The organism is Haloarcula sp. CBA1127 (assembly GCF_001485575.1).
Taxonomy (GTDB): Archaea; Halobacteriota; Halobacteria; order Halobacteriales; family Haloarculaceae; genus Haloarcula.
On sequence record NZ_BCNB01000004.1, the window covers coordinates 1 to 22,950 of the forward strand.

Consider the following 22,950-nt stretch of genomic DNA (forward strand, 5'->3'; position numbering starts at 1 on the left):
GAGGCCTACGTCTTCTGTGAGAAACGTTCGGGACCCGGTGGCCTCCCGCTCGGGACCCAGCGACCCGTCGTCGCCCTCGTCAGCGGCGGCATCGACTCGCCTGTCGCTGCCTGGAAAGTGATGAAACGCGGCGCACCCGTGCTCCCCGTCTACGTTGACCTCGGTGACTACGGTGGCCCCGATCACCGGGCGCGAGCCGTTTCGACCGTCGAAACGCTCGCCACGTACGCACCCGGACACGACCTGTCGCTGTCCGTAATCGACGCCGGTGACATCGTCACCGACCTCTCTCAAAACCTCGGGTCCCCGAATGCTCGTTCTCCGCCGGTTCATGCTCGCAGCCGCCGAAGCTATCGCGAACGAGTGTGACGCCGTCGGCATCGTCACCGGCGAAGCAATCGGGCAGAAGTCCAGCCAGACGAGCGCGAACATTGCCGTCACCGATGCCGCAACTACGCTTCCAGTACACCGACCGAACCTCACCGTTGATAAGTCCAAGATTACCAATCACGCACGGTCTATCGGGACCTTCGAGGACTCGACAATCGACACCGGTTGCAACCGCGTCGCGCCATCACATCCGGAAACTAATGCCTCGCTCGAAGCAATTCGGGCGGCCGAGCCCGACGACCTGTTCGAGGCGCCCGAAGCCTGTGCCCGGGACCGCACTGTCGTCCCCATCGAAAGCTAAATTTCCGGGGCGGGCCAGGGTTGAGCCATGACGCAGGTCTGTCTCGTCGGGAGCGAGGACGTGAATCTCCGGTACGAACTCCTCTCTCGCGAGACCGCTCGGAACGCACTCGCCACCTACGACCTGCAGGAACCGTTCGAGAACACCGTCGCCGTCGACACCGTGAGCCTCGGCGCAGCTGTGGCGCTCCTGAACGATCTGAACTGGTATCTCGTCCGCTTTGCTGACGCCGCGTTCGTCCGTGACCCTTCGATCAGCGAGACGGAATGGCTCTCCCGGAACCTCGCCGCAGCGATCCGGACGACGACGTTGCTCCCGAGGATACCGGTCGCTTTCTCAAGGTGTACGGTATCGTCGAGTCGGACGTACCCGACGAATCTACTGACGAAGCCTCGTCTGAAGGTGAACCGGAGCCAACGCCCGACACACAGGCGATGGAGACCGAGCGCCCACCCGAGCTTGTCGAGCCGATGCTCCTGACACGGACTGGAGACACGATTCCCGAGTACGACCTTCGAGACGTGGACGACACGCTCACCGTCAGGGTGACCGAATCGGAGTTCGGGGCCTGACTCAATCACGCCGCGCGCGCAGAACAGACTGTTCTCAGTCGAACATTCCGGTCGACATATACCGCTCGCCGCTGTCCCAGTAGACTGTGACCACGAGTGGGTCGTCGACGCCGTCCGCGACGAGTTGCTCGGCTACCTCGCGCGCGGCGAGGTTCGACGCACCCGAGGATTGGCCGACGAGGATACCCTCATCGTGGGCGAGTCGTCGGCACTCGTCTTCTGCATCCGGGAGTTCGACCGTCAGCACGTCGTCCAGCAGATCGGTGTCTAAGTTGTCGCTGACGAAGCCCGGTCCCATTCCCTGGAAGCTATCTTCACCAGTGCCCGGCTCCATCCCCGAGAGGACGGCGTTGTCCGCGGGTTCGACCGCGACGATATCCATCTCGGGGTACGCTTCCCGTAGCCGACGGCCGGTACCGGTGAGTGTGCCGCCGGTTCCGACGCCCGCAACCAGCGCATCGACAGTCCGGTCGCCCACCTGTTCGAGTATTTCCTCGCCCGTCGTCTCGTAGTGCGCCGTCGGATTCGCCGGGTTTTCGAACTGCCGTAACTGGACGTGGTCGTCGCGGTCGCACAGTTCGTCCGCACGCTCTTTCGCGTCGGAGATGTCGCCCTCGACCAGTTCGATCTCCGCGCCGTAGGCTTTCATTATCTGGCGGCGCTCCGGTGACTTCGAGGACGGCATCACCAGCACCACGTCGTAGCCTTTGGTCGCGCCAACCATCGCCATCCCGATGCCGGTGTTGCCACTCGTCGGTTCGACCAGCGTATCACCCGGTTCGAGTGTGCCGTTTCGCTCGGCGTCGCCGATCATGTACTTCGCCGGCCGTCCTTCGCGGACCCGCCTGGGTTGAACGACTCGATCTTCGCTGCAACGGTTGCACCCTCCGGTGCGTGAACCGAGACCAGCGGGGACCCCGATTGTATCGAGAATAGAGTCTTCCATCGCCGCCGGCTACGCGGCCCCGACTTAAACGCCTACTGAAGGTCTCAAACGGTTCGTGGACTTCCAAGACACGGCAGCGCTTTCCGGCGTCGACACCCCCTTCACCTGAACAGGTTTATGTCGTCGACCGGCAGCACCGAGTAATCGACTGACAGCGTGTCTTTCGTAGCTCGGACTTTGCCCACGAACGCGGAAATGTCATCTAGCTGTCCTCCAGCACGAATAGTTCATACAGTACCCGGTCGCCGACGTGGACTGTGGAAGTTCGACGCAACAATGGACTCGTGGTCGTGACGGAGATGCATCATTTTCTCCTCGACGGTTGTCGTCTCGTAGTCGAACAACACAGTGACGATCGCCATCAGTTCGCGGTCCTCCAGCCGCTTGTCCTCGAACTCCCCATCAGATTCCTGACCGCTTCCCGAACAAACTCGCTGCGACCCGTGTACCCGTGTTCGTCGGCGAACGTGTCGATTCGCTCCTCCAGTTCGTCCGGCATCGAGATACTAACAACGCCCATGTATTAACTCGGCTCCGTTGGAGTATTAATAGTTTCATATCCGCTCGCACAGACTGGAATCACTCCGGATAGCGCTGCCGCTAGCTCGTATCTTGTAAACGACTGGCTTGCTGTGCTGATAGCCCTCACTTTGTATAAATACGGAAAGCCCACTCGGGAGAGACGATTCTCCTGAGTGGGCTGAAAGGTATGAATGGTGGCGGCGAACCAGATTTCCCAGAGGCTCGCGCACTCCAGTACTCCCCGGAACGCTGGTGGGCTTATCTTCCGTGTTCGGGATGGGTACGGGAGGCAACCCCACCGCTGTGGCCGCCTAACGTCGAGTCGCGGAATCGAACCGCGATAGTACCAGTCTCGATCGATCTCCACCGTGTGATTACGTGCGATCCAGTTTGCGCCTGGACTCGTTCAGCGACGAGATAATTCGTCGGTGAATGAGTCACAGTGCGTATGAATGATGGCTTTGGTCTATTAGTGCTCGTGGGCTTAACGTCTCGTTACCTCGACGCGCACACCCCGAGTCTATCGACCGCGTCTTATACGCGGGACCTCAGCGGTGTCTCTTTTCCAAGTGGGTTTCGAGCTTAGATGCGTTCAGCTCTTACCCCGTGTGGCGTGGCTACCCGGCACGTGCTCTCTCGAACAACCGGTACACCAGTGGCCACCAACCGTAGTTCCTCTCGTACTATACGGTCGTTCTTGTCAGACACCATAACACACCCAGTAGATAGCAGCCGACCTGTCTCACGACGGTCTAAACCCAGCTCACGACCTCCTTTAATAGGCGAACAACCTCACCCTTGCCCGCTTCTGCACGGGCAGGATGGAGGGAACCGACATCGAGGTAGCAAGCCACTCGGTCGATATGTGCTCTTGCGAGTGACGACTCTGTTATCCCTAGGGTAGCTTTTCTGTCATCAATTGCCCGCATCAAGCAGGCTAATTGGTTCGCTAGACCACGCTTTCGCGTCAGCGTTCCTCGTTGGGAAGAACACTGTCAAGCTATCTTTTGCTCTTGCACTCTTCGCCGGGTCTCTGTCCCGGCTGAGATAGCCATAGGGCGCGCTCGATATCTTTTCGAGCGCGTACCGCCCCAGTCAAACTGCCCGGCTATCGGTGTCCTCCTCCCGGAGTGAGAGTCGCAGTCACCGACGGGTAGTATTTCACTGTTGACTCGGTGGCCCGCTAGCGCGGGTACCTGTGTAATGTCTCCTACCTATGCTGCACATCGGCGACCACGTCTCAGCGACAGCCTGCAGTAAAGCTCCATAGGGTCTTCGCTTCCCCCTGGGTGTCTCCAGACTCCGCACTGGAATGTACAGTTCACCGGGCCCAACGTTGGGACAGTGAAGCTCTGGTTAATCCATTCATGCAAGCCGCTACTGATGCGGCAAGGTACTACGCTACCTTAAGAGGGTCATAGTTACCCCCGCCGTTGACAGGTCCTTCGTCCTCTTGTACGAGGTGTTCAGATACCTGCACTGGGCAGGATTCAGTGACCGTACGAGTCCTTGCGGATTTGCGGTCACCTATGTTGTTACTAGACAGTCCGAGCTTCCGAGTCACTGCGACCTGCTCCGTTCCGGAGCAGGCATCCCTTCTTCCGAAGGTACGGGACTAACTTGCCGAATTCCCTAACGTTGGTTGCTCCCGACAGGCCTTGGCTTTCGCCGCCATGGACACCTGTGTCGGTTCTCGGTACGGACACTATGCTCGTCTTTTCATGGGCCCCAGGTTGAATCACGTTTCCCTATACCGCCGTTCGTCCGCTTCGTGCCATTACGGCTTCCACGGAGTTGGACGGTTCGACCGGGCGAGTGCCCGGCGTGATCGACCCCAGGGCGTCAACTTTCACTGCATAGTGGCACGGGAATATTAACCCGTTTCCCATTTCGTCTCAGTCGAGTTGCGGTGAGACTTAGGACCGGCTAACCCTCAGCTGATCAGCAGTGCTGAGGAACCCTTATCCATTAGGCCGTCGGGGTTCTCACCCGACTATCGCTGCTACTATGGCCAGGATTTTCGTCACTAATCGGTCCACAGGAGCTCTCGCCCCCGCTTCCATCCAATTAGAGCGCCAATCTACTCGATTACCAGTATGAGTGGTACGGACAGGTCTCGGTGGTGGATTTGAGTCCCGATCATTTTGGGCGCCTCAAACCTCGGCCGGTAAGCTGTTACGCTTTTCTTAGAGGGTAGCTGCTTCTAAGCTCACCTCCCGGCTGTCTAGGGCTCGAGACCACCTTCAGAGGATTACACTTAATCCACACTTGGGGACCTTAACCTATCTCTGGGTTGTTCCCCTCCTGGTACACAGGCTTACCCCGCGCACCGGAATCCCCGCGTCAAACGGCGTCTGTAGGTTTGGAGTTTGACAGGTGTGCCGACTCCTCTCGGAGGCGGACACACCAATCGGTCGCTCTACCCCACAGACTACCTCGGCGGAGGTCATGCTTCGACATGTTTCGATTGGAACCAGCTGTTGCCGGACTCGATGGGCCTTTCACCCCTACACATAGATCACGAGAGGGTATTGTAGGACACCAACTCTAACAGACTTCCACGTGCCTTTCGGCACGCTTCATCTTGTCCATGCGTAGATCGTCCGGATTCGGGTCGTGTCCGTGTGGCTCCCCGCCCTTGAAGACGGCGGCCCTCGGGCAAAGCCCTGCGGCCATGTCGGTTTCCCTGTGCCTCCCCGGATGCTCCGGTTAGACTTGCCATACAGACACACTCCCTGGCTCGTTTTTCAAAACGTACGACAGAACATCGGCTTCCCGTGAGTCTTACTGGAGACTCGCGTCTCGGTCATTCGTCATGGGACCTTGTATGCCCTGTCGCTCGATCGCCAACTGATTTCATGCTCTATTTCGCCTCCCTTCTGAGGGTACTTTGCAGCGTTCGTTCACACTACTTGTTCACTATCGGTCTCAGGTTGTGTTTAGCCTTCGCAGTCGATGCCTGCGTTATTCGCGAGGGATATCCAACCCCCGCTACTCTGGCACTACCGCACAGCGTACTGGTCTCGAGTACGGGGTTGTCACCCTGTATCACGCTCTGTTCCAAGAGACTTCGTCGAGACGGTCGGCTGATGAGAGGTAGCCCTGACACCACATTGCCCGTGAGGGCTTCGGTTTGGGCTGTATCGCGTTCACTCGCGGTTACTGACGACATCACATTGCGTTTTCTGTTCCTCCCGATACTGAGATGTTTCAGTTCTCGGGGTTCCTCATTGCGCGAAGCAATTGTTAGAGAGATTCTCATTCGGAAATCCATGGTTCTTCGCCTCCGTGCGGCTCCCCATGGCTTATCGCAGCTTGGCACGTCCTTCATCAGCGCCTGAGCCGAGCAATCCACCAGCTGGCATAGTAGCCAACGTCGTTGTGACTCGTTCAACTGAACGAGTCCAGTGGACGCCTGGATCGCACGTACACACGGTTTCATACTCGCCCCCAAGGTGGAGATGGTGGGCGAATCGACCCTTCCCAGGCTCGGTTTTACCCGGCCTGGTGCATCTGTTGCCGTACCACATTCGAACGCCATCCCACACTTAAGGGGACGGATTCGTCCGCGATACGAAGTACGGACCCGTCGGGAGTTGCACCCGACATCCCGGTGAGGGGACATCCGCCTCGGATAGGTCTTGTGAGCCCAGCGGGCCCATGCAGTAGTCGGCGCTTGCCGACTCGCGGTGACTTGTGGTCACCAGTCAATGTAGGTGGGTCAGGCCAGAGGCCTGATCCCGGTCAGTAGGAGGTGATCCAGCCGCAGATTCCTCTACGGCTACCTTGTTACGACTTAAGCCCCCTTGCGGAGCCCAGATTCGACCGTCGCATGACGGCCTCATCCGGACCCCACTCGGGTGCTTTGACGGGCGGTGTGTGCAAGGAGCAGGGACGTATTCACCGCGCGCTTCTGACACGCGATTACTACCGAATCCAGCTTCATGCGGGCGGGTTTCAGCCCGCAATCCGAACTACGACTCCGTTTGGAGATTAGCTTCGCCTCTCGGCGTTGCATCCCACTGTCAGAGCCATTGTAGCCCGCGTGTTGCCCGGTCCATTCGGGGCATACTGACCTACCGTTGCCCATTCCTTCCTCCATTTTAGCAATGGCAGTCCTCCTAGTGTACCCAACCACCGCAGGGGTGTTGCTGGCAACTAGAAGTGTGGGTCTCGCTCGTTGCCTGACTTAACAGGACGCCTCACGGTACGAGCTGACGGCGGCCATGCACCTCCTCTCAGTAGCGTCGAGTAAAGTCGTCAACCTGACTGTCATTACTACTGTCGGGACCGGTGAGATGTCCGGCGTTGAGTCCAATTAAACCGCAGGCTCCTCCGGTTGTGGTGCTCCCCCGCCAATTCCTTTAAGTTTCATCCTTGCGGACGTACTTCCCAGGCGGCTCGCTTATCGTCTTCACTACGGCACATCACGTGCTCATGGCGCGTGACATACCTAGCGAGCATTGTTTACAGCCAGGACTACCCGGGTATCTAATCCGGTTCGAGACCCTGGCTTTCGTCCCTCACTGTCGGGTCCGGTCTCTCAACGTGGTTTCCCCATTGGTGGTCCGTCCAGGATTACAGGATTTCACTCCTACCCCGGACGTACCCGTTGAGTCTCTCGGCCCCAAGCTGTGTAGTTTCCACCGGACGCCGACCAGTTGAGCTGGTCGATTTCCCAATGGACTTACACAGCAAGCTACGGACGCTTTAGGCCCAATAATATCGGCCATCACTTGGACTGCCGGTATTACCGCGGCGGCTGGCACCGGTCTTGCCCAGTCCTTGTTCCTGTACCACCTTACGGTACAGAAAAGCGAGGGCTATATGCCCTCACACTCGGAGTCCCCCTATCGCACTGTCGTGCAGTGTAAAGGTTTCGCGCCTGCTGCGCCCCGTAGGGCCCGGTATCTTGTCTCAGATACCGTCTCCAGGCTCTTGCTCTCACAACCTGTACCGATTATCGGCATGGTGGGCCGTTACCCCACCATCTACCTAATCGGCCGCAGCCACATCCTACAGCGCCGGAACGTTTCCAACTCTCAGCACTCCAGCATGAGAGTTGTATCCGCTATTGGCCTCAGTTTCCCGAGGTTATTGCGGTCTGTAGGGTAGTTTGGCCACGTGTTACTGAGCTATATGCTACGAGTCTAAACTCGTGCAACTAGCATGGCTAAATCGGACTCCGATAGCAATGGCCTCCGGCAGGATCAACCGGAATGTGCTGATATACATCAGCGGCGGAAGTGGTTGCACTCCGTCGGAAGCAAACACATTGGTTCCTACGCCAATGTTGACTACTGCATGGGTCCGTGGGCTCACATCAGATTCCATCTTAACGGCGGACCGCAGGGGTGGAATCCTCATACACGAACACGAAGCCTCGGTGGCCTCGCGTTCTAAGCGAGTGACCCAACCCACCGTGTAGGTGGCGTTGGGGTGTCGTTCCGAGAACGCTGCCCGGCGCGACCTTCGCATTACATCCGATGAGAGGGGAGTATATAAATCAACGGTCTCGAAGGCGTCCTGTGCAGACCACACACGGCACACACGAGACCGATAGACTCGGTCGTCAGGTGGACGATTTGCGTAGACGGCCCAACGCACGGCGAGGGCTGTCAACACTGCCCGACACAACATATTGAAAAATCCGCTTCAAGCCCTCTGTCTAGCAGTTCAAAAGTCAGTTAGTCAATCGTCGTTTTGGACAGGGCAGAGCTATTTTCGATCCCAAAAGCGTCAGTCAGTTTCGCAGCCATTGCCTGTCGTCGGCGGCGGCGTCGATCAGTTTTAGAGAGGTATTGTTCCCAGACGACGGTCCCGGATTGGGCGCCTTGTTCGTCAGCGATTTCGTCCATTTCTGCGCGGATATCGACCATGGCGCTGGAATACGTCGAGTACCAGAACCGTCGTGCCGTTCGAGGCGTCGCCAGTTGGCCGTCGACGGACACATCAGCGCGGTCAGCGAGTCGTTTGGATCGGTTGGTAATCGTGTCGGAATGAACGTGTTTGTTTGAGTTGGCCGGCGAAGGGAATAGATACCCCTGCCAGTCGTCCGCCTCGGCCAGCTGGTCGATACGGTCGGTAACTGTGTGCACACCGTAGTGAATAGCGACAGTGCCCGGTCCATTCTTCCGCTCTTCGAAGACGATATGTGGGTCATCTCCTTCGAGAACAAATTGTGAAACGTGCAACTGGGCAACTTCGGATGGACGTAGACCCCACCCTGGGAGTGAAGTGACAAGGAGCGTTTCAGCTGGCGTGTCCGCGGCCGCAAGGAGGTGCTGGACATCGGCCGTCTGCAGCGATTGGTTATCGGCGTCTGGGCGTTCCCAGCCGTATTCGGATTCAACGCCGTCGAGTAGGTTGAAGGCGAGGTAGCCTTCGTCTGTCAGCCAGCTGTAGACCGGTCGAACATCCGCAACGAACGTGAGGCGTGATTGATCGCTCCCAAGGGTGTCAGCGATGTCGTCAAGTACCTCACGGGCTCGGCGTCGTTCAGCTGCTTTCTTGTCGATATCGTCCGCGTGTGCGAGGAGTGCATCCGTACCGTGGTGGTTTCGATAGGTTTCCACCCACGTTCGGAACCGAAAGCGCGGGACGCAAGCGTTGATTCAGCCAGCAGTTCATGCTCTTCCCGGCGGGTGAAATACGCGTCGACGGCTGTTTCTGTAGCCTCGTGTTCGATATCGAAGCGGCGCTGCGGTGATTCTGACCCCCGGATATCGATTTGTAACGCATCACCACTGACATTGTCGTGGATGAACTCGGTGAATGTTTGGCCGTGATGCTCTCGGAGTGCGTAGCGAATACCAGGACCGACTTAAGATCGGCCGAGTTCTTCGCAGGGGCTCGTGCCACCCCCCTTCCGACCATTGAATTCGTTTGCACGTCAATTTCATCGAAGGTTTCTCGTGGCGTTTGTATGCTGCCCGTTCTTGACGGAGTTCTGCACGACCGTCATCGACATTAACAACTGTCCCGTAGATGGCCCTACCGGGGGTCATCGAACTTGAACCTGCTACTTCTGCTACTTCGATAGTATCGATCGCTGTCCACGAGGGGGGCTGCGCTTCAACCTTATTATTATCTACTGACGAAAACGATTGAGGATCGGGAGTACTACTACCTGCAGTGGCGTGACGGTGAAAAAGTGAGAAGAGCCAGTACGTCGCGCCGGGCAGCCAAGTGTAGGCAAATTACTCCGGGAACGGTGGTGTGGCGTTTTCCTCATTACATCGTGGCGAACTCTTCGCCAGAGTCGGGCAGGTACTCAATGATACTTTGATGGGCTCCAAACTCGCTAATAATCGTCTGGAGAGCATCAACGACAGTCGCGATATCGCGATTGAGTTCATGCTGACGGTATGTACCACCGTCTTGCCCACGATGCTCCATCTCAGACAGTGTGAGATTAAGAATTTCGAAATCCGAGAGGAAACTACGCATGCGACGTGCAGTTCGCGGCTCTCGACCCTGGAACTCACAGAGCTCTTTGTATCGCTGATAGACGATCCGAGAGCGAGCGGGTGTTTCCCCCTCTGCAGCAAGCGTAGTCAGCGCGTAGAGGGTGAGTTGCTCGTGTTCGGTAAGGTCCCGCATAATGTCCATGCTCTGCTGGGCCTCGAGTTTCTCCTGGGCGCGTTCGACATGATCAGTCGTAACTGAATTTGCGTTTTCAGTGCGAGCGAGATCGCCAGCCTTCCGAAGAAGCGTGATCGCCCGTCGAGCATCACCACCATCTTGGCGACCAAGCGCGGCACACAGCGGAATGACGCCATCCTCAAGCGCACTCTCGTGGAAGGCTATCTCGGCCCGCTGTTCGAGGACCTTCTGGAGTTCTTCGGTGCCGTATGGTGGGAAGGAGATTTCTGTCTCACAGAGCGATGACTGGACCTTCGCATCGAGCTGTTCGCGGAACGTCGAATCGTTACTGATTCCGATGACACCAAGCTGGATGTTATCGATGTAGCCGTTGTTGTCAGCCCGGGTGATCTGATAGAGGAAGGTGTCATCCGTGATGTGGTCAATTTCGTCGAGAACAATGATGACGCTGCCAGAGAGCTTATTCAGTTCGTTCCAGAGGAGACGGTAAACCTTCGACTGGGGATGGCCAGTCTCGGCGATATGGTTTTCGTGACCGCGGAGATTATTCACGAGACTAATTGCAGCCTGATAGCTCGTACTCAGCCCGTCACAGTTCAGCGAGATGACGGTCAGATCGATTTCAAAGTGGTCTGCTGATTCCTGGAGTTCATTGAGTAGAAAGTTCGTGACAGCAGTCTTCCCGACACCGGTCTTGCCATAGATGAAGATGTTATCGGGGTACTCACCATTGATGATTGGCTGTAGGGCGGCTTCGTATTCCTCGATTTCATTGTCCCGGCCGACGATATCATCCGGCACGTACTCGACTTTGAGTGTATTCCGGCGCTTGTATAGCGTGTCGTCCGGTTGAAATCGAGGACCCATATTATGCGTGAGTGAGTCAGGCTACCGCAATAGTTGTTTCGACCATCGTTTCCGCTATTTCCAGTATAACCAGTCCTGGGTAGGCCTTCCACTATAGGAGAGGCACCCCAGTATTTCCACTGTATCGGCTGCGTTCTGTCGCGAGGTGGTTGAAGTCCGACAGGATGAGATTAGATAGCTACGGGATACCTGCCACTTGCTGCGATATGGATTAATGTTACCCCACTATTTCCAGTAAATGGTGTATCGTGGGGTACTGGACACACCCCACCGTTTCCAGTAAACTACAGTCATTACGCGATGAGTGGTGAGGGGTGGCGGAGACCACCGGCTTCCGGTATTTCCAGTAATCGCTTCTTTATATACGTTGGAGACCCCAACGTTTCCAGTATATCGGTGGAGTAGGTGTAACCACCAGAAGGAAGTGGGAAAGGTTTGCGTGGGTTATCGATACACCCTCTACACCCTCCCCCACTGTTTCCAGTAAAAAGCGGTGAAATAGCAACGGCTGTACAGAATGAACTCTGAATGACGGAAAATTTTATACACACGGCGTTATAGCTAGACCGTAGTACAACTAGAGCGGTATTGTTGTAGAGGCTAGTGCTGGTGAAAGAATCTTGTAGTGGAGTCCGATCCACAGATCTTCCTAGTTTTAGTGGAAATAATGGGGGGTGGGTGAACATTCCTGACTGTTCTATCTCTCTCTCATTCTAATAGTGGAAATGGTGGGGTCTGACGGACGTCAGACGATAGGGTGGTACACTCTTCCGGGGGTCTCAAAACCTACTTCGCGCCATCTTGAGCTTCGCCACGGTTGCCCTAATCTGTCTTCTTAATCCTAATCCGTATCTTGATCACATGGTTTTTGTCGAACACATCGTGAAGAGCTCTAAGAGTCGCACATTCTTCGCGCAGTGTCTCCAAACTTGCTGCATCTACCAACTTTGAGCGGAGCGCCGAACTGTCATGAAGACGGTCAAGCTACAAGAAAGACTTCATGTTACCATTTCACAGAGGTATGCGGCGGCGTCGAATATATACCTGCGTGAACCCGTCCTCATACTCTGTCCCTTCATATAACCCTGACAAAGATTCAGGATATTCAAATTCTTTTATTCCACCCTCGACAATATCGTCCACACGTTCACTGTACGTATCCGCTGTTACCCATGAAGGTTTTTAGCCATATGCCACGCAGTATTCGCTGAAATAAGTAAGCCTGACCGCTCTGGATTATAATTCCTGCAGTGGACAGAGTGTGAGACCAAACCTCTACACCGGCCGCGCTACCGTGTGTATCTATGTCGACAGACGAGATCACCGAGCGGGCGAAGGGAACGTTGCTGGGCCTCGCTTGTGGGGACGCTCTCGGCCGGCCTGTTGAGTTTCGGTCACCGGACTGGATCGCCGATCAGCACGGCACCGTGACAGAGATGCTCGGCCACGGGACCCACGGCCAACCACCTGGGGCCGTCACTGACGACACGGACATGATGTTGTGTCTCGCGCGTAGCCTTGCCAAGCAGCAGGCGTTCGACGGAGAGGATATTGCTGACCGGTTCGCCGAGTGGTGCGAGGACGGCCCCTTCGATATCGGGCTCATGACTGCTGACGCAATTAGTGAATACCAGAGCGGCACGTCATGGCGCGATGCCGGCCGTGAAGTCTGGCAGCGCCGCGCTGAAGGGTCGAACGCCGGGAACGGCAGCATCATGCGGTGTGCTCCGCACGCCATCGCGTTCGCTGAGGAGCCAGACACGCTTGAACGCGTGAGCAAGCAGTCCTCAGCGATTACGCATCATGACCCTCGCTGTCAGTACGGCTGTGCACTCCTCAATCAGACTATCGCTGGGTTCCTCCGTGGCGAAGAGTCGCCGCTCGCTGCTGCGATCGCACGTGTCGACGGCGATGGGCCGGACGAACTTGTCGAGACTATCCGTCTCGTTCCGGACCTCATCAATGAACAGCAACTGGAGAACACCGGCTATATCGTCCACACGCTACAGACCTCACTGTACGACGCACTGACGGCTGATAGCGCGGAAGAGGCCGTCGTTACCTCGGTCAACCGCGGCGGTGACACGGACACGCTGGGCGCTGTGACTGGGGCTCTTGCCGGCGCGCGTTTCGGTGCTTCGGGGCTTCCTGACCGGTGGCTTGAGACAGTCGAGTACCGGGAAGAGTTAGCTCTTCTCGGGCAAGCGCTTGCTACTAGCCAGATTAGTGGATAAGACACGGCACGGACGACTCCGAAAGCGTCGAGGAATCTGTGAAGCGGTCCAGTCCCTCAGAGTTGGTCGTCTTTCTGTTTCTGTTTCTGTTTTGCAATCTCGTGTCGTTCCCCAATTTAGATACTGAAAATCGGCTATGTGTTCTGAGGGATTTGAACCACAGTGGTGCCTGCTCCTCTCTGATTCAAATCACACAGTCGAAGCTCTTCTTCATCCTTGCACCCCCTCTTGCCCCCGCTGTTGTTCTAAAACTCTTCGGAAGGAAATAGGCAGGAGTGACTAAGTGTTATACAATTGGGTACTGACACAGATTTTATTCGTAGGCCATTTACAAGTAGTCTATGGCAAGCAAGTTTGATGCTGAACCGGTTCCAGTTCATCAACTCTTTGAGGGTAGGAACACTCTCTACAAGATTCCGGAGTACCAGCGCCCATACAGCTGGGAGAAAAGCCACATTGATCAACTGTGGGACGACCTCTACAAGGCTTGGGACAATAGCGGGGATGTCGATGATTCGTATTTTCTTGGAACCATCATACTGGTAGATAACGGTAATGACCGTCTGGATATATTGGATGGTCAGCAGCGGATTACCACGTTGATGATATTCTACGCTGTACTTCGGGACTTCTTTGATGAAGAACTGTCCGGCCAGCGCAACAGGATTAACCGGCGAATAGAGGAGTCCCCGGACAGTGATGATTCGAAGTACAGACTGATGACTGGGGAGAAGCATCATGACGTATTTGAGTCCACAGTCTTGTCTAGTGTCAACCTTGACGAGCAGAACAGATACACCGAAGCTGTCAAATACACAAAGAACGCCTTGGAGGACAAGTTTGACGACCCTGATGAACTGGAGGACTTTTTCGACTTTGTGGAGGAAGACACCGAGATAATACAGATAGAGACCTCTGAGCTGTCCTACGCCATCCGCTTGTTCCAGACAGTCAACAACCGTGGGAAGGACCTGACTGTCTCCGATCTGACTAAGAGCTACCTGCTTAGCCTTACTTCCGACGAGCAGCGAGACATTGTCACGGAGTCTTGGAAGAAGCTGTCCAGCAAGTTCGATGATGACTACGACCGATTGGACAGTGTTCTGTCCAGCTACCGGCTACATCTTCAGGATGCGAAGGCTGAGGAGGCAATCTATGAAGAACTGAAAAGCGAGTTTGATGCATCTCTGGAGGAAGGGACTTCGGTGGTGGAAATTGCCCGTGATATCAACAAGTACGCTGAAGAGTACCGGAACGTGGAGAACGAAGAGTCGCGGGAGATGTATATGATGTCTAACTTGAGTCATAGCCAACAGTGGAAGACTATCTTGACGACGGCCAAGAAGGAGGGTTTCTCTGAATACGATGAACTCGTTGATGCCTTAGTTGGGTTGTACTATTCGTACTGGGTTGGAGGCCACAATAGCCAGAAAATCAAGAGACCGTCCTACAAGATTCTGAGAAAAATCAAGGACGGTGAGGGTATCGAGGGAATTCGGGACTATATTGAGAGTAAACGGAGTGGCGATGATATCGCTCAGAAAGTCCAGAACAATTTGTATTCTGAGGTCTATGGCGAAAACTGGCATCGACCGCTTCTCTTGGCCTTGGAGTATAATCTTAGTGTGGACAAGAAGACGGGTGAGATCAAGCCTGGTCAGGATATCCACATTGAGCATATTTTACCGAAATCATACGAGACGGCGATGGAGAAGAAGGAGTATTGGCGCGAGCAGTTCGACCCTGAAGAGGCTGCCAAGTTGAGACATACTCTGGGTAATTTGACTCCGTTGGAGCAGGAGGTTCACGACGTTGTCTTGCAGAAACCTTTCCGGACGAAGAAGGCGCACTACATGGGTAAGGACGATACTTTGGCATCTCTTGGTGATGACCGTGAGGCGACGAGTTTCGATTTGACGCGGCGTGTTGTGGATGAGTATGAAGACTGGAATCCGGAGAATATCAGGGAGCATCGTAATTTCATCGTGGAGCAGTCTGCAGATCTCTTGAATTTTGAGACTGATCGTCTGCTTCAGGTAGAGGAGGTTGAAGTTGAGATTGAGCCATAGATCTGGGTGGGTTCGATAAGTACCGAACTAATATAAAATATATTATAAAACAGTGTTTTGCACGACACTTGTTCTGCTGACTACATCCTTTCAATCTTGCACAGTATCTCTAATTGAGTCGTGATAAGTAGTCGCAGGGTGCGGTAGGTATGTTCCTTCATTAACCGGATGACGTCTGTAGAGAACAGGAATTAGAACCCTTGCATCTCTCCTCCGTTGTCATGCTACAATGGGGTCGCCAGACCCGAGCTAATTTGTCTATCAAGAAGCGTTCAGGGGTGATGACGGGTCTGAGATCAGCCGATCACCAGTCGCTGCAAATCGGCATCATTGGGTGTGACGCGTACCAGCCACGCTGAGTCATACTGTGCATTGCCAATCGCGCTGATAGCGGCTGTCGATCCGAGATGCTGGATTATTGTGCCTGACCAAGTTGCGGTTTCTGGACTGTGGAGATGCCCTGCCAATATACAGTCAAATGTCACTCCAGAGGCACCAATCAACTTCCAAGCCGGTATCCCACTGTCCTGCCGTGGAGGGTCAATCTCGTTGTGGACCACGAGGATTTGCCGATCGATGGCAGCTGAGCTTGATATATCAGCGGCTTGTGAGAGAACAGTCTCTGGAGAGCCATGATCAATACCGAACAGTTCGACAGTCTGGTCGAGGGAGACACCCTCGGCGCCAAGATGGAATGTCTCGGCATCTGCGAGCTCATCATAGAAGTCTAGAGCGAGTTGGACACCGTGATTACCGGAGATGAAATACACCGGAATATTATGTTGAGCGAGGATTGCGAAGGCATTCTTGATGATTAAGAAATCCTCTTCGGTTGGCGCATCATCGAACAGATCGCCGGCGTGGACGATGGCCGCAACATCGTACCGAGTCGCATAGCCTACCGCGGCGAGGAACTGTCGTGCAGTACGATGTGGCTCGCCAGTCGCATCGGGACGGTTTTCGCGTCCGATATGACTATCACCGATTACGAGTAGGTCGACAGTGTTGTCTGGCCGACTCACTTTGAAATCAGCGGTACTGTGTAGCACAACAGCACCAGAGTCCCAGCGCGCACCCCGCCCCTGCTCTAACACATACCACCACCCCTCACGCCACCAGACATCAACCTCGTGTGTATGCCATATCTTCACCTCGAATTCGTTTTCTAGGTGGTCCTCGACAGTGAGGTGCCATCCCAGCGATGAAGTTGAGTGGTGCTGTGCTTCTTTTACCCTGACCTGGATCCTCTCAAGCCGTTCCCCATCGGCGATATCATCTTTAGACGGCAATAGCCCAGAGAAAGCGGAACAAGAGTATAGTTCTACGGAATGGAAAAAGGGAGATAGACCTCAAAAGTAGAATCTGACTCGTATTGTGAGTGATTGGGCACGCGTTCTCAACTCTGGCGTCCTTTCACTCTATCTCAGAGGGCGTAATTCAACAGAATCGTCTATTCCGCCCTGGACTGGTATTGCTGGACACGCTCAGCAATGGCAGACTGGAACGCGGACAGTGAGGTGACAAACTCGCCATCCACGAAGAGATCCACATACGCCTCGCGGGCCACATCCGCGACGAGTCGGTCACCTACTGTGTCGACAGTCACCGGCTGTCCATCTGCCTGCAGAGCAGCGACAGTCTGCTCGATTCGCTCGTCAGTCGCATACTCCGTCGCCAGCTCCACCGTTGACTGCGGATCAGACGCAGGCGCTGCATTTTGTTCTTGACGCCACGCGAGGCCACGGCCACCGGATTTGTCCCGGATCAGTATGCCCGCTGCCTGTCCCTCCCGCCACTCTGACTCAGGGAATCTCCCTTGATTTTCGTACCGAGTGAGATCAGTGTGTGCAGCGGCCAGTTCCTTCTCAATAGCCGGGATCGTCGGCAGTCCCAACCGTTTGAACACGCCAGCGGCCGCATCCGGCGAGAGAAACTGCTCCTTGCGACCGGACCAGATGTCGACACCGACGAACGGTGGGACCATGCTCCAGTCGTACTCAACCCCCTCGTTTCGAGTGGCGATCCCACAAAAGGTCACGTCGCTCGGGTCGTCAGTCGCCGCTTCGAGTGCCTCACGATCCAGACGCTCGTCGATCAGTTCGGCTGCTCGACGGAACTGCGGTGGGACAGCGGTGGCTGTATCGAAGGACTGCTGGGCTGTGGCGGACGTGACCAGTCCCGACGGCGCCACTTGAAATCGGAACTCCCCACCGGTCGGGAGTTCCTGCACCCAGACGTGTCCGGAGAACTCAACCTCGTCAAGCACGGGCGTCTCGGGGCACTGCTTCACGGGCCAACTCACACTGCCGACGATGGTAAAGGAGGTGGGCTACTCCGATCCAATCGGACACCCCGCGGTTCTCGACGTTCAAGTGTGGCCTTCCATAGAACCGTCCGTGAACACGGCTGGAGTGCAGTACCGCTCAACTCTTGAACTCAGCCAGAGAGCGGTTCTGTCCGCTCGCTACTGTCCGGCCAAGACGCACGTAGCGATACGTGCTGAGTGGATCATCGAGGGTCGCCTCGATCGCTTCCCGCTGGTCGTCAGGTAACTCCGCAACCGGAACGAGGGTCAGCGGATGCTGCGCTAGGAAGTATCCACTCGCCATGCCGTCGGGCGTGACCGTCAGTACTGACCTCGATTCCAGTTGCTCTAACTGTAGTTGTGCATCTCGATTCTGCAACACCGAACACGCTAGTTCGTCAACTGGAAAGAGCGAGGTGACTTCCCCGTGTGGCACCGTGGAACGTTCCGCCCAGTTATGTCCTGTGCGCATCTAAATGAGTATTATTATGCCCTATATTTATACTTTGGGTGAAAAGCTCCATATTCTGTTCGTCAGTATGAGTTGGCGTGACCGGATCTTTGTTTCAGTGTACGGCAGCTGACTTAGCGACAAAAAATCCCGACACACTCCCACCGGATCTGTCGGTCGGTGAGGCACACGAGTGGCTGGTAGCGAACGAGTACGATGTTGCCCCAGTCGTAACGGAGGACGGGCCACAGGGCTATGCCGATATTGAGATCCTATCAGAGGCGCCCGCAGAGGCTGCACTCCAGTCGCACCTGTCCACCATCTCACTCGCAAACATCATCAGTTCGGATGCGGCGTTTGGTGATGTGCTAACTGCGCTGTACGAGACACCGCGCTATTTTTTGGGTGGTCGCAACGAAGTGACTGGCATCCTGACCCGTGCGGATCTGAACAAGTCTCCGGCGTACATCCATCTCTTCGACCGCCTCTCAACACTTGAAGAGCAACTCGCCGAGTTGATTATCCAGCAGGATATCGATTGGAAGACGACTGTGTCGTTCGATGACGAGACGGTCAAGCGTATTGGCAAGCGTCACCAGCGTGCGCAGCAAGCCAACATCGAACTGGCCGAAATTCACTACGCACAGTTTTCGACACTGACACGGATCATCTCGGAATTCGAGTCCTGCTGGCGTGCTTGTGGGTTCTCGAGTCCAGGGAGTGCGAGTCGACAACTGAACGAACTCCGGACGCTCCGGAACGCCGTTGCTCACTCGAATCTGGTTCTCGAGACGACGAGTGATGGTGTACTCGAACAGGGTCGGACGATCAGTGATCTCGAACAGATCTATCGGACGTTACAACAGTGTCTCGCTGCGTTGGGATGATACAGGTTTGTCTGTCTCTTGGCCGACCGTCTGCAGTGGACAATGTGTGACACATAACAGACGGGCTACGTCATCGTCGGAGCGGAACAGAACGGCACAAAGGAGCCAACCACACTGACTCTGAAACCTACGAAGTGCGTGAGGAAGCCATGCGTGGAGACGATGACCGACTCGTTTCCCCACTGTTCACACTTCTAGAAGAGGGCTATCGGTTCGCGCCAGACAGGAATGCTCGGGCACTCGGTATCCTTCGAACCATTGTCTCCGAAGGCCCGAAATTCGGCTTCAATGTCGGCATTATCTCACAACGCCCGTCTAAATTGGATGCTGATATTCTCTCGCAGTGTGGGACACAAATCATCACGGGCATCACAAACTCAAACGACCAGCAAGCTATCCGACAATCCGTTGAAAGCGCCGGCGATTTCAGCCATCATCTCGCAGACCGTATGTGGCGTGAAGTGCTGGTCAAAGGCATCGCTCGACATCCCGTATTCCTCGTAAACAGCGCCCAGAACGTCCGCATCGGTGGCTGCCATTCGTTCTTGCAGCTGACCGAAGACTTTCGAGAAGAGGTCGACTGACCGTTGTCCCTCGGGATGGTCCATATCGCCGCGCTCGCGATAGTCATCCACGATTTCCAGATATGGATTGTCCCGGGCCTGAAGGGCGAACAGCATGAGATTGACCCACCTACTGTTTTGTCTGAGGGGAAGTTCTCTCAACAACTCGGTGACGGCTCTTACTCGACTTGGCTATTTGGGTCAAGTATGTAATAAACCACGGCTATTGTGACAGACATCGACACCGCCTGAATAGGTATCCAATTGCCCAGTAACAGGGAGAATACAAGGACAGCAATGCCAGTTAGAATACCTGCCAGAACTGCGAATGCTCCGCGCGAGAGAGTCCGTATCCGCGCATCTACACGACGATAGAGATGCTTCACAGTACCAATATAATCTCAACTGTTCCACATAAGTCTGGTCGATTTGGACGCTCACTGAATAGTCGCGATCGTACGTTCGCCACTCCGGCCCGTGGTCGATCTGGTCTTGTTCGGTCACCAGACCACAGTTCTCACAGTGCGTTTCCCGCCCGCTGCTGTCGAGTGTGCCGCCACATTCGGGACAGCCCTGTGCAACTGCAAACAGCTCTGTCTGGACAGTTTGCGAAGACATATTTCGAGACATCCTCTCACCCACCAGAGGAACACAAAATTGGGGCTCGCTGTCGCTGTGGGTAGTTTTTATTATTGTGTTGGCTGGATTGCCCACTCGATAAGACTGGTAATGTAGACTCTCGTTGAGATATGGTGGAAGCTACGGTAGGAAGCCTACGATGAGGACTCGTTAGTCGAGTTTATTTCGGTATCACAAGCCATGAGTGTCGAGACGGTGTTTGCCGTGAGTTCTCCCGAAGTATCAATGTCTACCTGTGTTGACGACTGATTACAATCGAAGTTTTCGGGAGTTACTTCTCTAGATACCATGGCTTCTGTTTCGACGACACTTACCGAGAGGGTGTATGTTCCGCTCTCACTGAGAGTGATCGCTACTGTACTTTCGGGTTCGAGGGTGTAGACCCCATCAAATTGAGTCACCGAGTTGTTCTCAACCAAAATTCGAGTTGTCCACGTTTTGTCCGACGGGTTCTGAAGCATGAGCGTGTGGCTACGTTTCTCAGAATCTGTGAGGGTTGAATCGCCGCCAAGTGTATACGACGCTATCTTATCTGTAGAGGCCGTTTCGGCGACAACACTGGGACACGCCATACGCGTTGAAACGCTTCTTGAATCGAGTGTATTGTCCTCTTGGATGCTGACCGTCGTCCTAGTCACATTACAGGTGAATTGGCTAGGATCAATAGTAACCTCTTCAGTCGCGTCCACCTCGGGAACCGTTACACGAGTGGTATACGTATTGAGGTCGGTAAGCGACACCACAATGTCCGCATTCGCTTCGAGTTCCACAGATTCCTCAAACACAGTCTCGTTGGCCTCCGAAATCGTAATCGTTCCCTGGCGGGTTTCTTTGGTTGGGTTCCCGAACGCGATGTGGTGAGCCTTTCTGAGACCACGCTCTTCGAGTGATGCGTCCCCGATAGTCCGCTCAGCGGTGTTGCTGGCTTCAATCAATGTCTGCTCCGGCAGTTGTTCAGCCTCTGTCTGTGCTTCCGCAGAAGTGGTTGTTGTCGTTTCTGAGTTTCCCTCGGACCCTCCGCTCGAAGGTATTCGGGAGATGCAGCCCGCCGAGATAGTTGTGAGGCCAATTCCAGCACTTGACAGAAACGTTCTGCGTTTCATATGCTATCATTGGAAGGGTAACGTATCGTCCTATCCCAGATTCAAAGGCCTCTTTAAGTCCCAGAAACCGTTCACATCGATTGGTTGTGATTTCGTGCTGGACGGTATGTCCGAAAGTACCACACTACGGCGAGGGACAGGATCACAAAGATGCCGGCTACGAAGACGAACCCACCTGGGCCAGTCCCAAACATGGCCAGCGAGTCCCACAGAGTTGGATCAGGCTGCTGAACAGGGAGTTCAGCAGTTCGGGGTGATGGTGAAGTTGTTGGCGCTGACCAGCGTAAATGAGTGATGGCACTGACTACTCCGACAATGCCCACTGCACCGAAGACGCGACGCAACGCGGTTGTGAGTGATGGGTTGTTCCGCTCTGCTCCTACAAAAAGGACAAGCGCACTATTGGTCGGAGCGTATACATCCATTTCACGCCCCTGCTCGGAATACCACGTTTCGATGACTTCCACCAAGTCTGCGTCTTGGAGTCGGTCGAGATGATAGCTAACATTCTGGACTGAGGAATCGATCTCAGTAGCAATCTCTGAAGCCGTGGTCGGTTCGGTATATATCTGGTTGAGAATGCGGCGTGCTGTTGCTGAGGCGACTGCTGACAGAATCTGCTCCGCAGATTCATCTTCGAATCCAACAAGCCTCGGCTCTAATTCACGGTCAGAAACGGTTCCGGGAGCAGGCTTTAGGGGTAATAGTGGAGACATAGTCGTCTTGTCTGCTTGCGTTACTATGTGACTGTGGCAGACTCAAAGAGATGTTTGAATCCAACTCAGATATGAGACAACGACCGGCGGAATAGATTCTTTGACAGGTGTTCTGATTCTTATTCTATTTTGACTACATATTAGAAGCAGATTCACCAGTTCCGTGGGACTGTTAGCTACTCGACCCACCCCCGATCTCAACCTGTTCGCTGTCTGTCGGGGCGTCGTCCGCAGTCTTCGTAGCTGAGTCAAACGGTGGCTCAGCGAGATAGAGCACTTCCTCGTCGTATGTCCGCTCGGGACGTTTCACACAGTCGACCGGCACGATAGGACTGCACTCAGTGCAAGAGGTTGCTGTTCCGTCGAAGCCGTTGATATTCACCGACCAGGGGATGACGCTTGCGAGCCGATACGTCTCTGCTGCTGGACGACGAGTACTAGCAGACCCGCAGCCAACGGCCCCACAGACATCGCAGGTGAGGAGATGGTCTCGATCTGCCTCGTGGAAGAGCGACGCCGCCTGCTCGACGTTGTCGCGGTCCTGAAGCGCACAGTCCCGGCAAATCGTGAACTCGAACACGCCATCCTCATCCTAATCTAGAACGTTCGAACTCCCGTGGAAGGGTTGGTGACAACGGCTCACTCATGCAGTCCAGAGCAGTACGTCGATGCCGATCAGTACAGACCGCCTCGAGATGACCGGCGACGCGGGCCATGCTCCTTAGCCAGGTTTGAATATCAGGCCGGCAGGGGACTGAGCCTGTACCTGTTCCGCGCTTC

The 22,950-nt window shown here is 55.1% G+C and carries 10 protein-coding genes, 3 rRNA genes and 7 pseudogenes; 5 read left to right on the forward strand and 15 right to left on the reverse strand.

Going from position 1 to position 22,950, the window contains the following annotated elements; all coding sequences use genetic code 11:
* Window positions 1-691: pseudogene (locus AV059_RS03285) on the forward strand (tRNA sulfurtransferase); the annotation flags it as partial.
* Between the two features lie 27 nt (window positions 692-718).
* Window positions 719-1,263: pseudogene (locus tag AV059_RS03290) on the forward strand (DUF5804 family protein).
* 34 nt (window positions 1,264-1,297) lie between these two features.
* Here the strand turns inward: AV059_RS03290 and AV059_RS03295 are convergent.
* The 7 genes and pseudogenes from AV059_RS03295 to AV059_RS03320 all read right to left on the reverse strand — a co-directional run bounded on the left by AV059_RS03295 (window position 1,298) and on the right by AV059_RS03320 (window position 11,203).
* Window positions 1,298-2,209 (reverse strand): annotated as a pseudogene (locus AV059_RS03295) (PLP-dependent cysteine synthase family protein).
* Window positions 2,210-2,310: 101 nt separating this feature from the next.
* Window positions 2,311-2,729: pseudogene (locus AV059_RS21390) on the reverse strand (CopG family ribbon-helix-helix protein).
* A 194-nt stretch (window positions 2,730-2,923) separates the two neighbouring features.
* Window positions 2,924-3,046: ribosomal RNA gene (gene rrf, locus AV059_RS03300) — 5S ribosomal RNA — on the reverse strand.
* 134 nt (window positions 3,047-3,180) lie between these two features.
* Window positions 3,181-6,111 (reverse strand): 23S ribosomal RNA (locus AV059_RS03305).
* A 369-nt stretch (window positions 6,112-6,480) separates the two neighbouring features.
* Window positions 6,481-7,952 (reverse strand): 16S ribosomal RNA (locus AV059_RS03310).
* Together the 16S, 23S and 5S rRNA genes form the textbook arrangement of a ribosomal RNA operon.
* 466 nt (window positions 7,953-8,418) lie before the next feature.
* Window positions 8,419-9,306, reverse strand: coding sequence for a site-specific integrase (locus AV059_RS03315; RefSeq protein WP_058992314.1), 888 nt, complete (start codon window positions 9,304-9,306; stop codon window positions 8,419-8,421).
* A 658-nt stretch (window positions 9,307-9,964) separates the two neighbouring features.
* The gene (locus tag AV059_RS03320; protein WP_058992315.1) at window positions 9,965-11,203 is read right to left on the reverse strand and encodes an orc1/cdc6 family replication initiation protein; all 1,239 of its coding nucleotides are present in this window, start codon (window positions 11,201-11,203) and stop codon (window positions 9,965-9,967) included.
* 1,304 nt (window positions 11,204-12,507) lie between these two features.
* Here AV059_RS03320 and AV059_RS03325 point away from each other — a divergent pair.
* Together AV059_RS03325 and AV059_RS03330 are read left to right on the forward strand one after the other, a co-directional pair.
* Entirely contained in the window at window positions 12,508-13,437 is a 930-nt protein-coding gene (locus AV059_RS03325; RefSeq protein ID WP_058992316.1) for an ADP-ribosylglycohydrolase family protein, read from the forward strand.
* A 341-nt stretch (window positions 13,438-13,778) separates the two neighbouring features.
* A complete protein-coding gene (locus tag AV059_RS03330) occupies window positions 13,779-15,506 on the forward strand; it encodes a DUF262 domain-containing protein (RefSeq protein ID WP_058992318.1) in 1,728 nt (575 codons plus the stop codon).
* Between the two features lie 296 nt (window positions 15,507-15,802).
* On the opposite strand, the gene AV059_RS03335 is transcribed toward AV059_RS03330, so the two are convergent.
* From AV059_RS03335 to AV059_RS03345, 3 genes are all read right to left on the reverse strand, one after another.
* Window positions 15,803-16,795 carry a metallophosphoesterase gene (locus tag AV059_RS03335; protein WP_058992320.1) on the reverse strand — a complete coding sequence of 331 codons (993 nt, stop codon included), beginning with the start codon at window positions 16,793-16,795 and terminating at the stop codon, window positions 15,803-15,805.
* A gap of 161 nt (window positions 16,796-16,956) precedes the next feature.
* A complete protein-coding gene (locus AV059_RS03340; RefSeq protein WP_228841723.1) occupies window positions 16,957-17,808 on the reverse strand; it encodes a hypothetical protein in 852 nt (283 codons plus the stop codon).
* A 121-nt stretch (window positions 17,809-17,929) separates the two neighbouring features.
* Complete coding sequence (locus AV059_RS03345) at window positions 17,930-18,283, reverse strand: hypothetical protein (protein ID WP_058992323.1); 354 nt, start codon at window positions 18,281-18,283, stop codon at window positions 17,930-17,932.
* A gap of 77 nt (window positions 18,284-18,360) precedes the next feature.
* Here AV059_RS03345 and AV059_RS03350 point away from each other — a divergent pair, with 77 nt between their 5' ends.
* Window positions 18,361-19,149: a CBS domain-containing protein gene (locus tag AV059_RS03350; RefSeq protein WP_154020983.1), complete on the forward strand. Its 789-nt coding sequence runs from the start codon at window positions 18,361-18,363 to the stop codon at window positions 19,147-19,149.
* A 416-nt stretch (window positions 19,150-19,565) separates the two neighbouring features.
* Here the strand turns inward: AV059_RS03350 and AV059_RS21845 are convergent.
* From AV059_RS21845 to AV059_RS03365, 5 genes and pseudogenes are all read right to left on the reverse strand, one after another.
* Window positions 19,566-19,841: pseudogene (locus AV059_RS21845) on the reverse strand (SAM-dependent DNA methyltransferase); the annotation flags it as partial.
* 318 nt (window positions 19,842-20,159) lie between these two features.
* Window positions 20,160-20,330, reverse strand: a pseudogene (locus tag AV059_RS21850) (TFIIB-type zinc ribbon-containing protein); the annotation flags it as partial.
* A 155-nt stretch (window positions 20,331-20,485) separates the two neighbouring features.
* Window positions 20,486-21,454, reverse strand: a complete 969-nt coding sequence (locus AV059_RS03360; RefSeq protein ID WP_058992326.1) for a hypothetical protein — start codon at window positions 21,452-21,454, stop codon at window positions 20,486-20,488.
* A gap of 71 nt (window positions 21,455-21,525) precedes the next feature.
* Window positions 21,526-22,170: a helix-turn-helix domain-containing protein gene (locus AV059_RS21405; protein ID WP_079990715.1), complete on the reverse strand. Its 645-nt coding sequence runs from the start codon at window positions 22,168-22,170 to the stop codon at window positions 21,526-21,528.
* A gap of 172 nt (window positions 22,171-22,342) precedes the next feature.
* A pseudogene (locus tag AV059_RS03365) lies at window positions 22,343-22,759 on the reverse strand (hypothetical protein); the annotation flags it as partial.
* Window positions 22,760-22,950 lie beyond the last annotated feature (191 nt).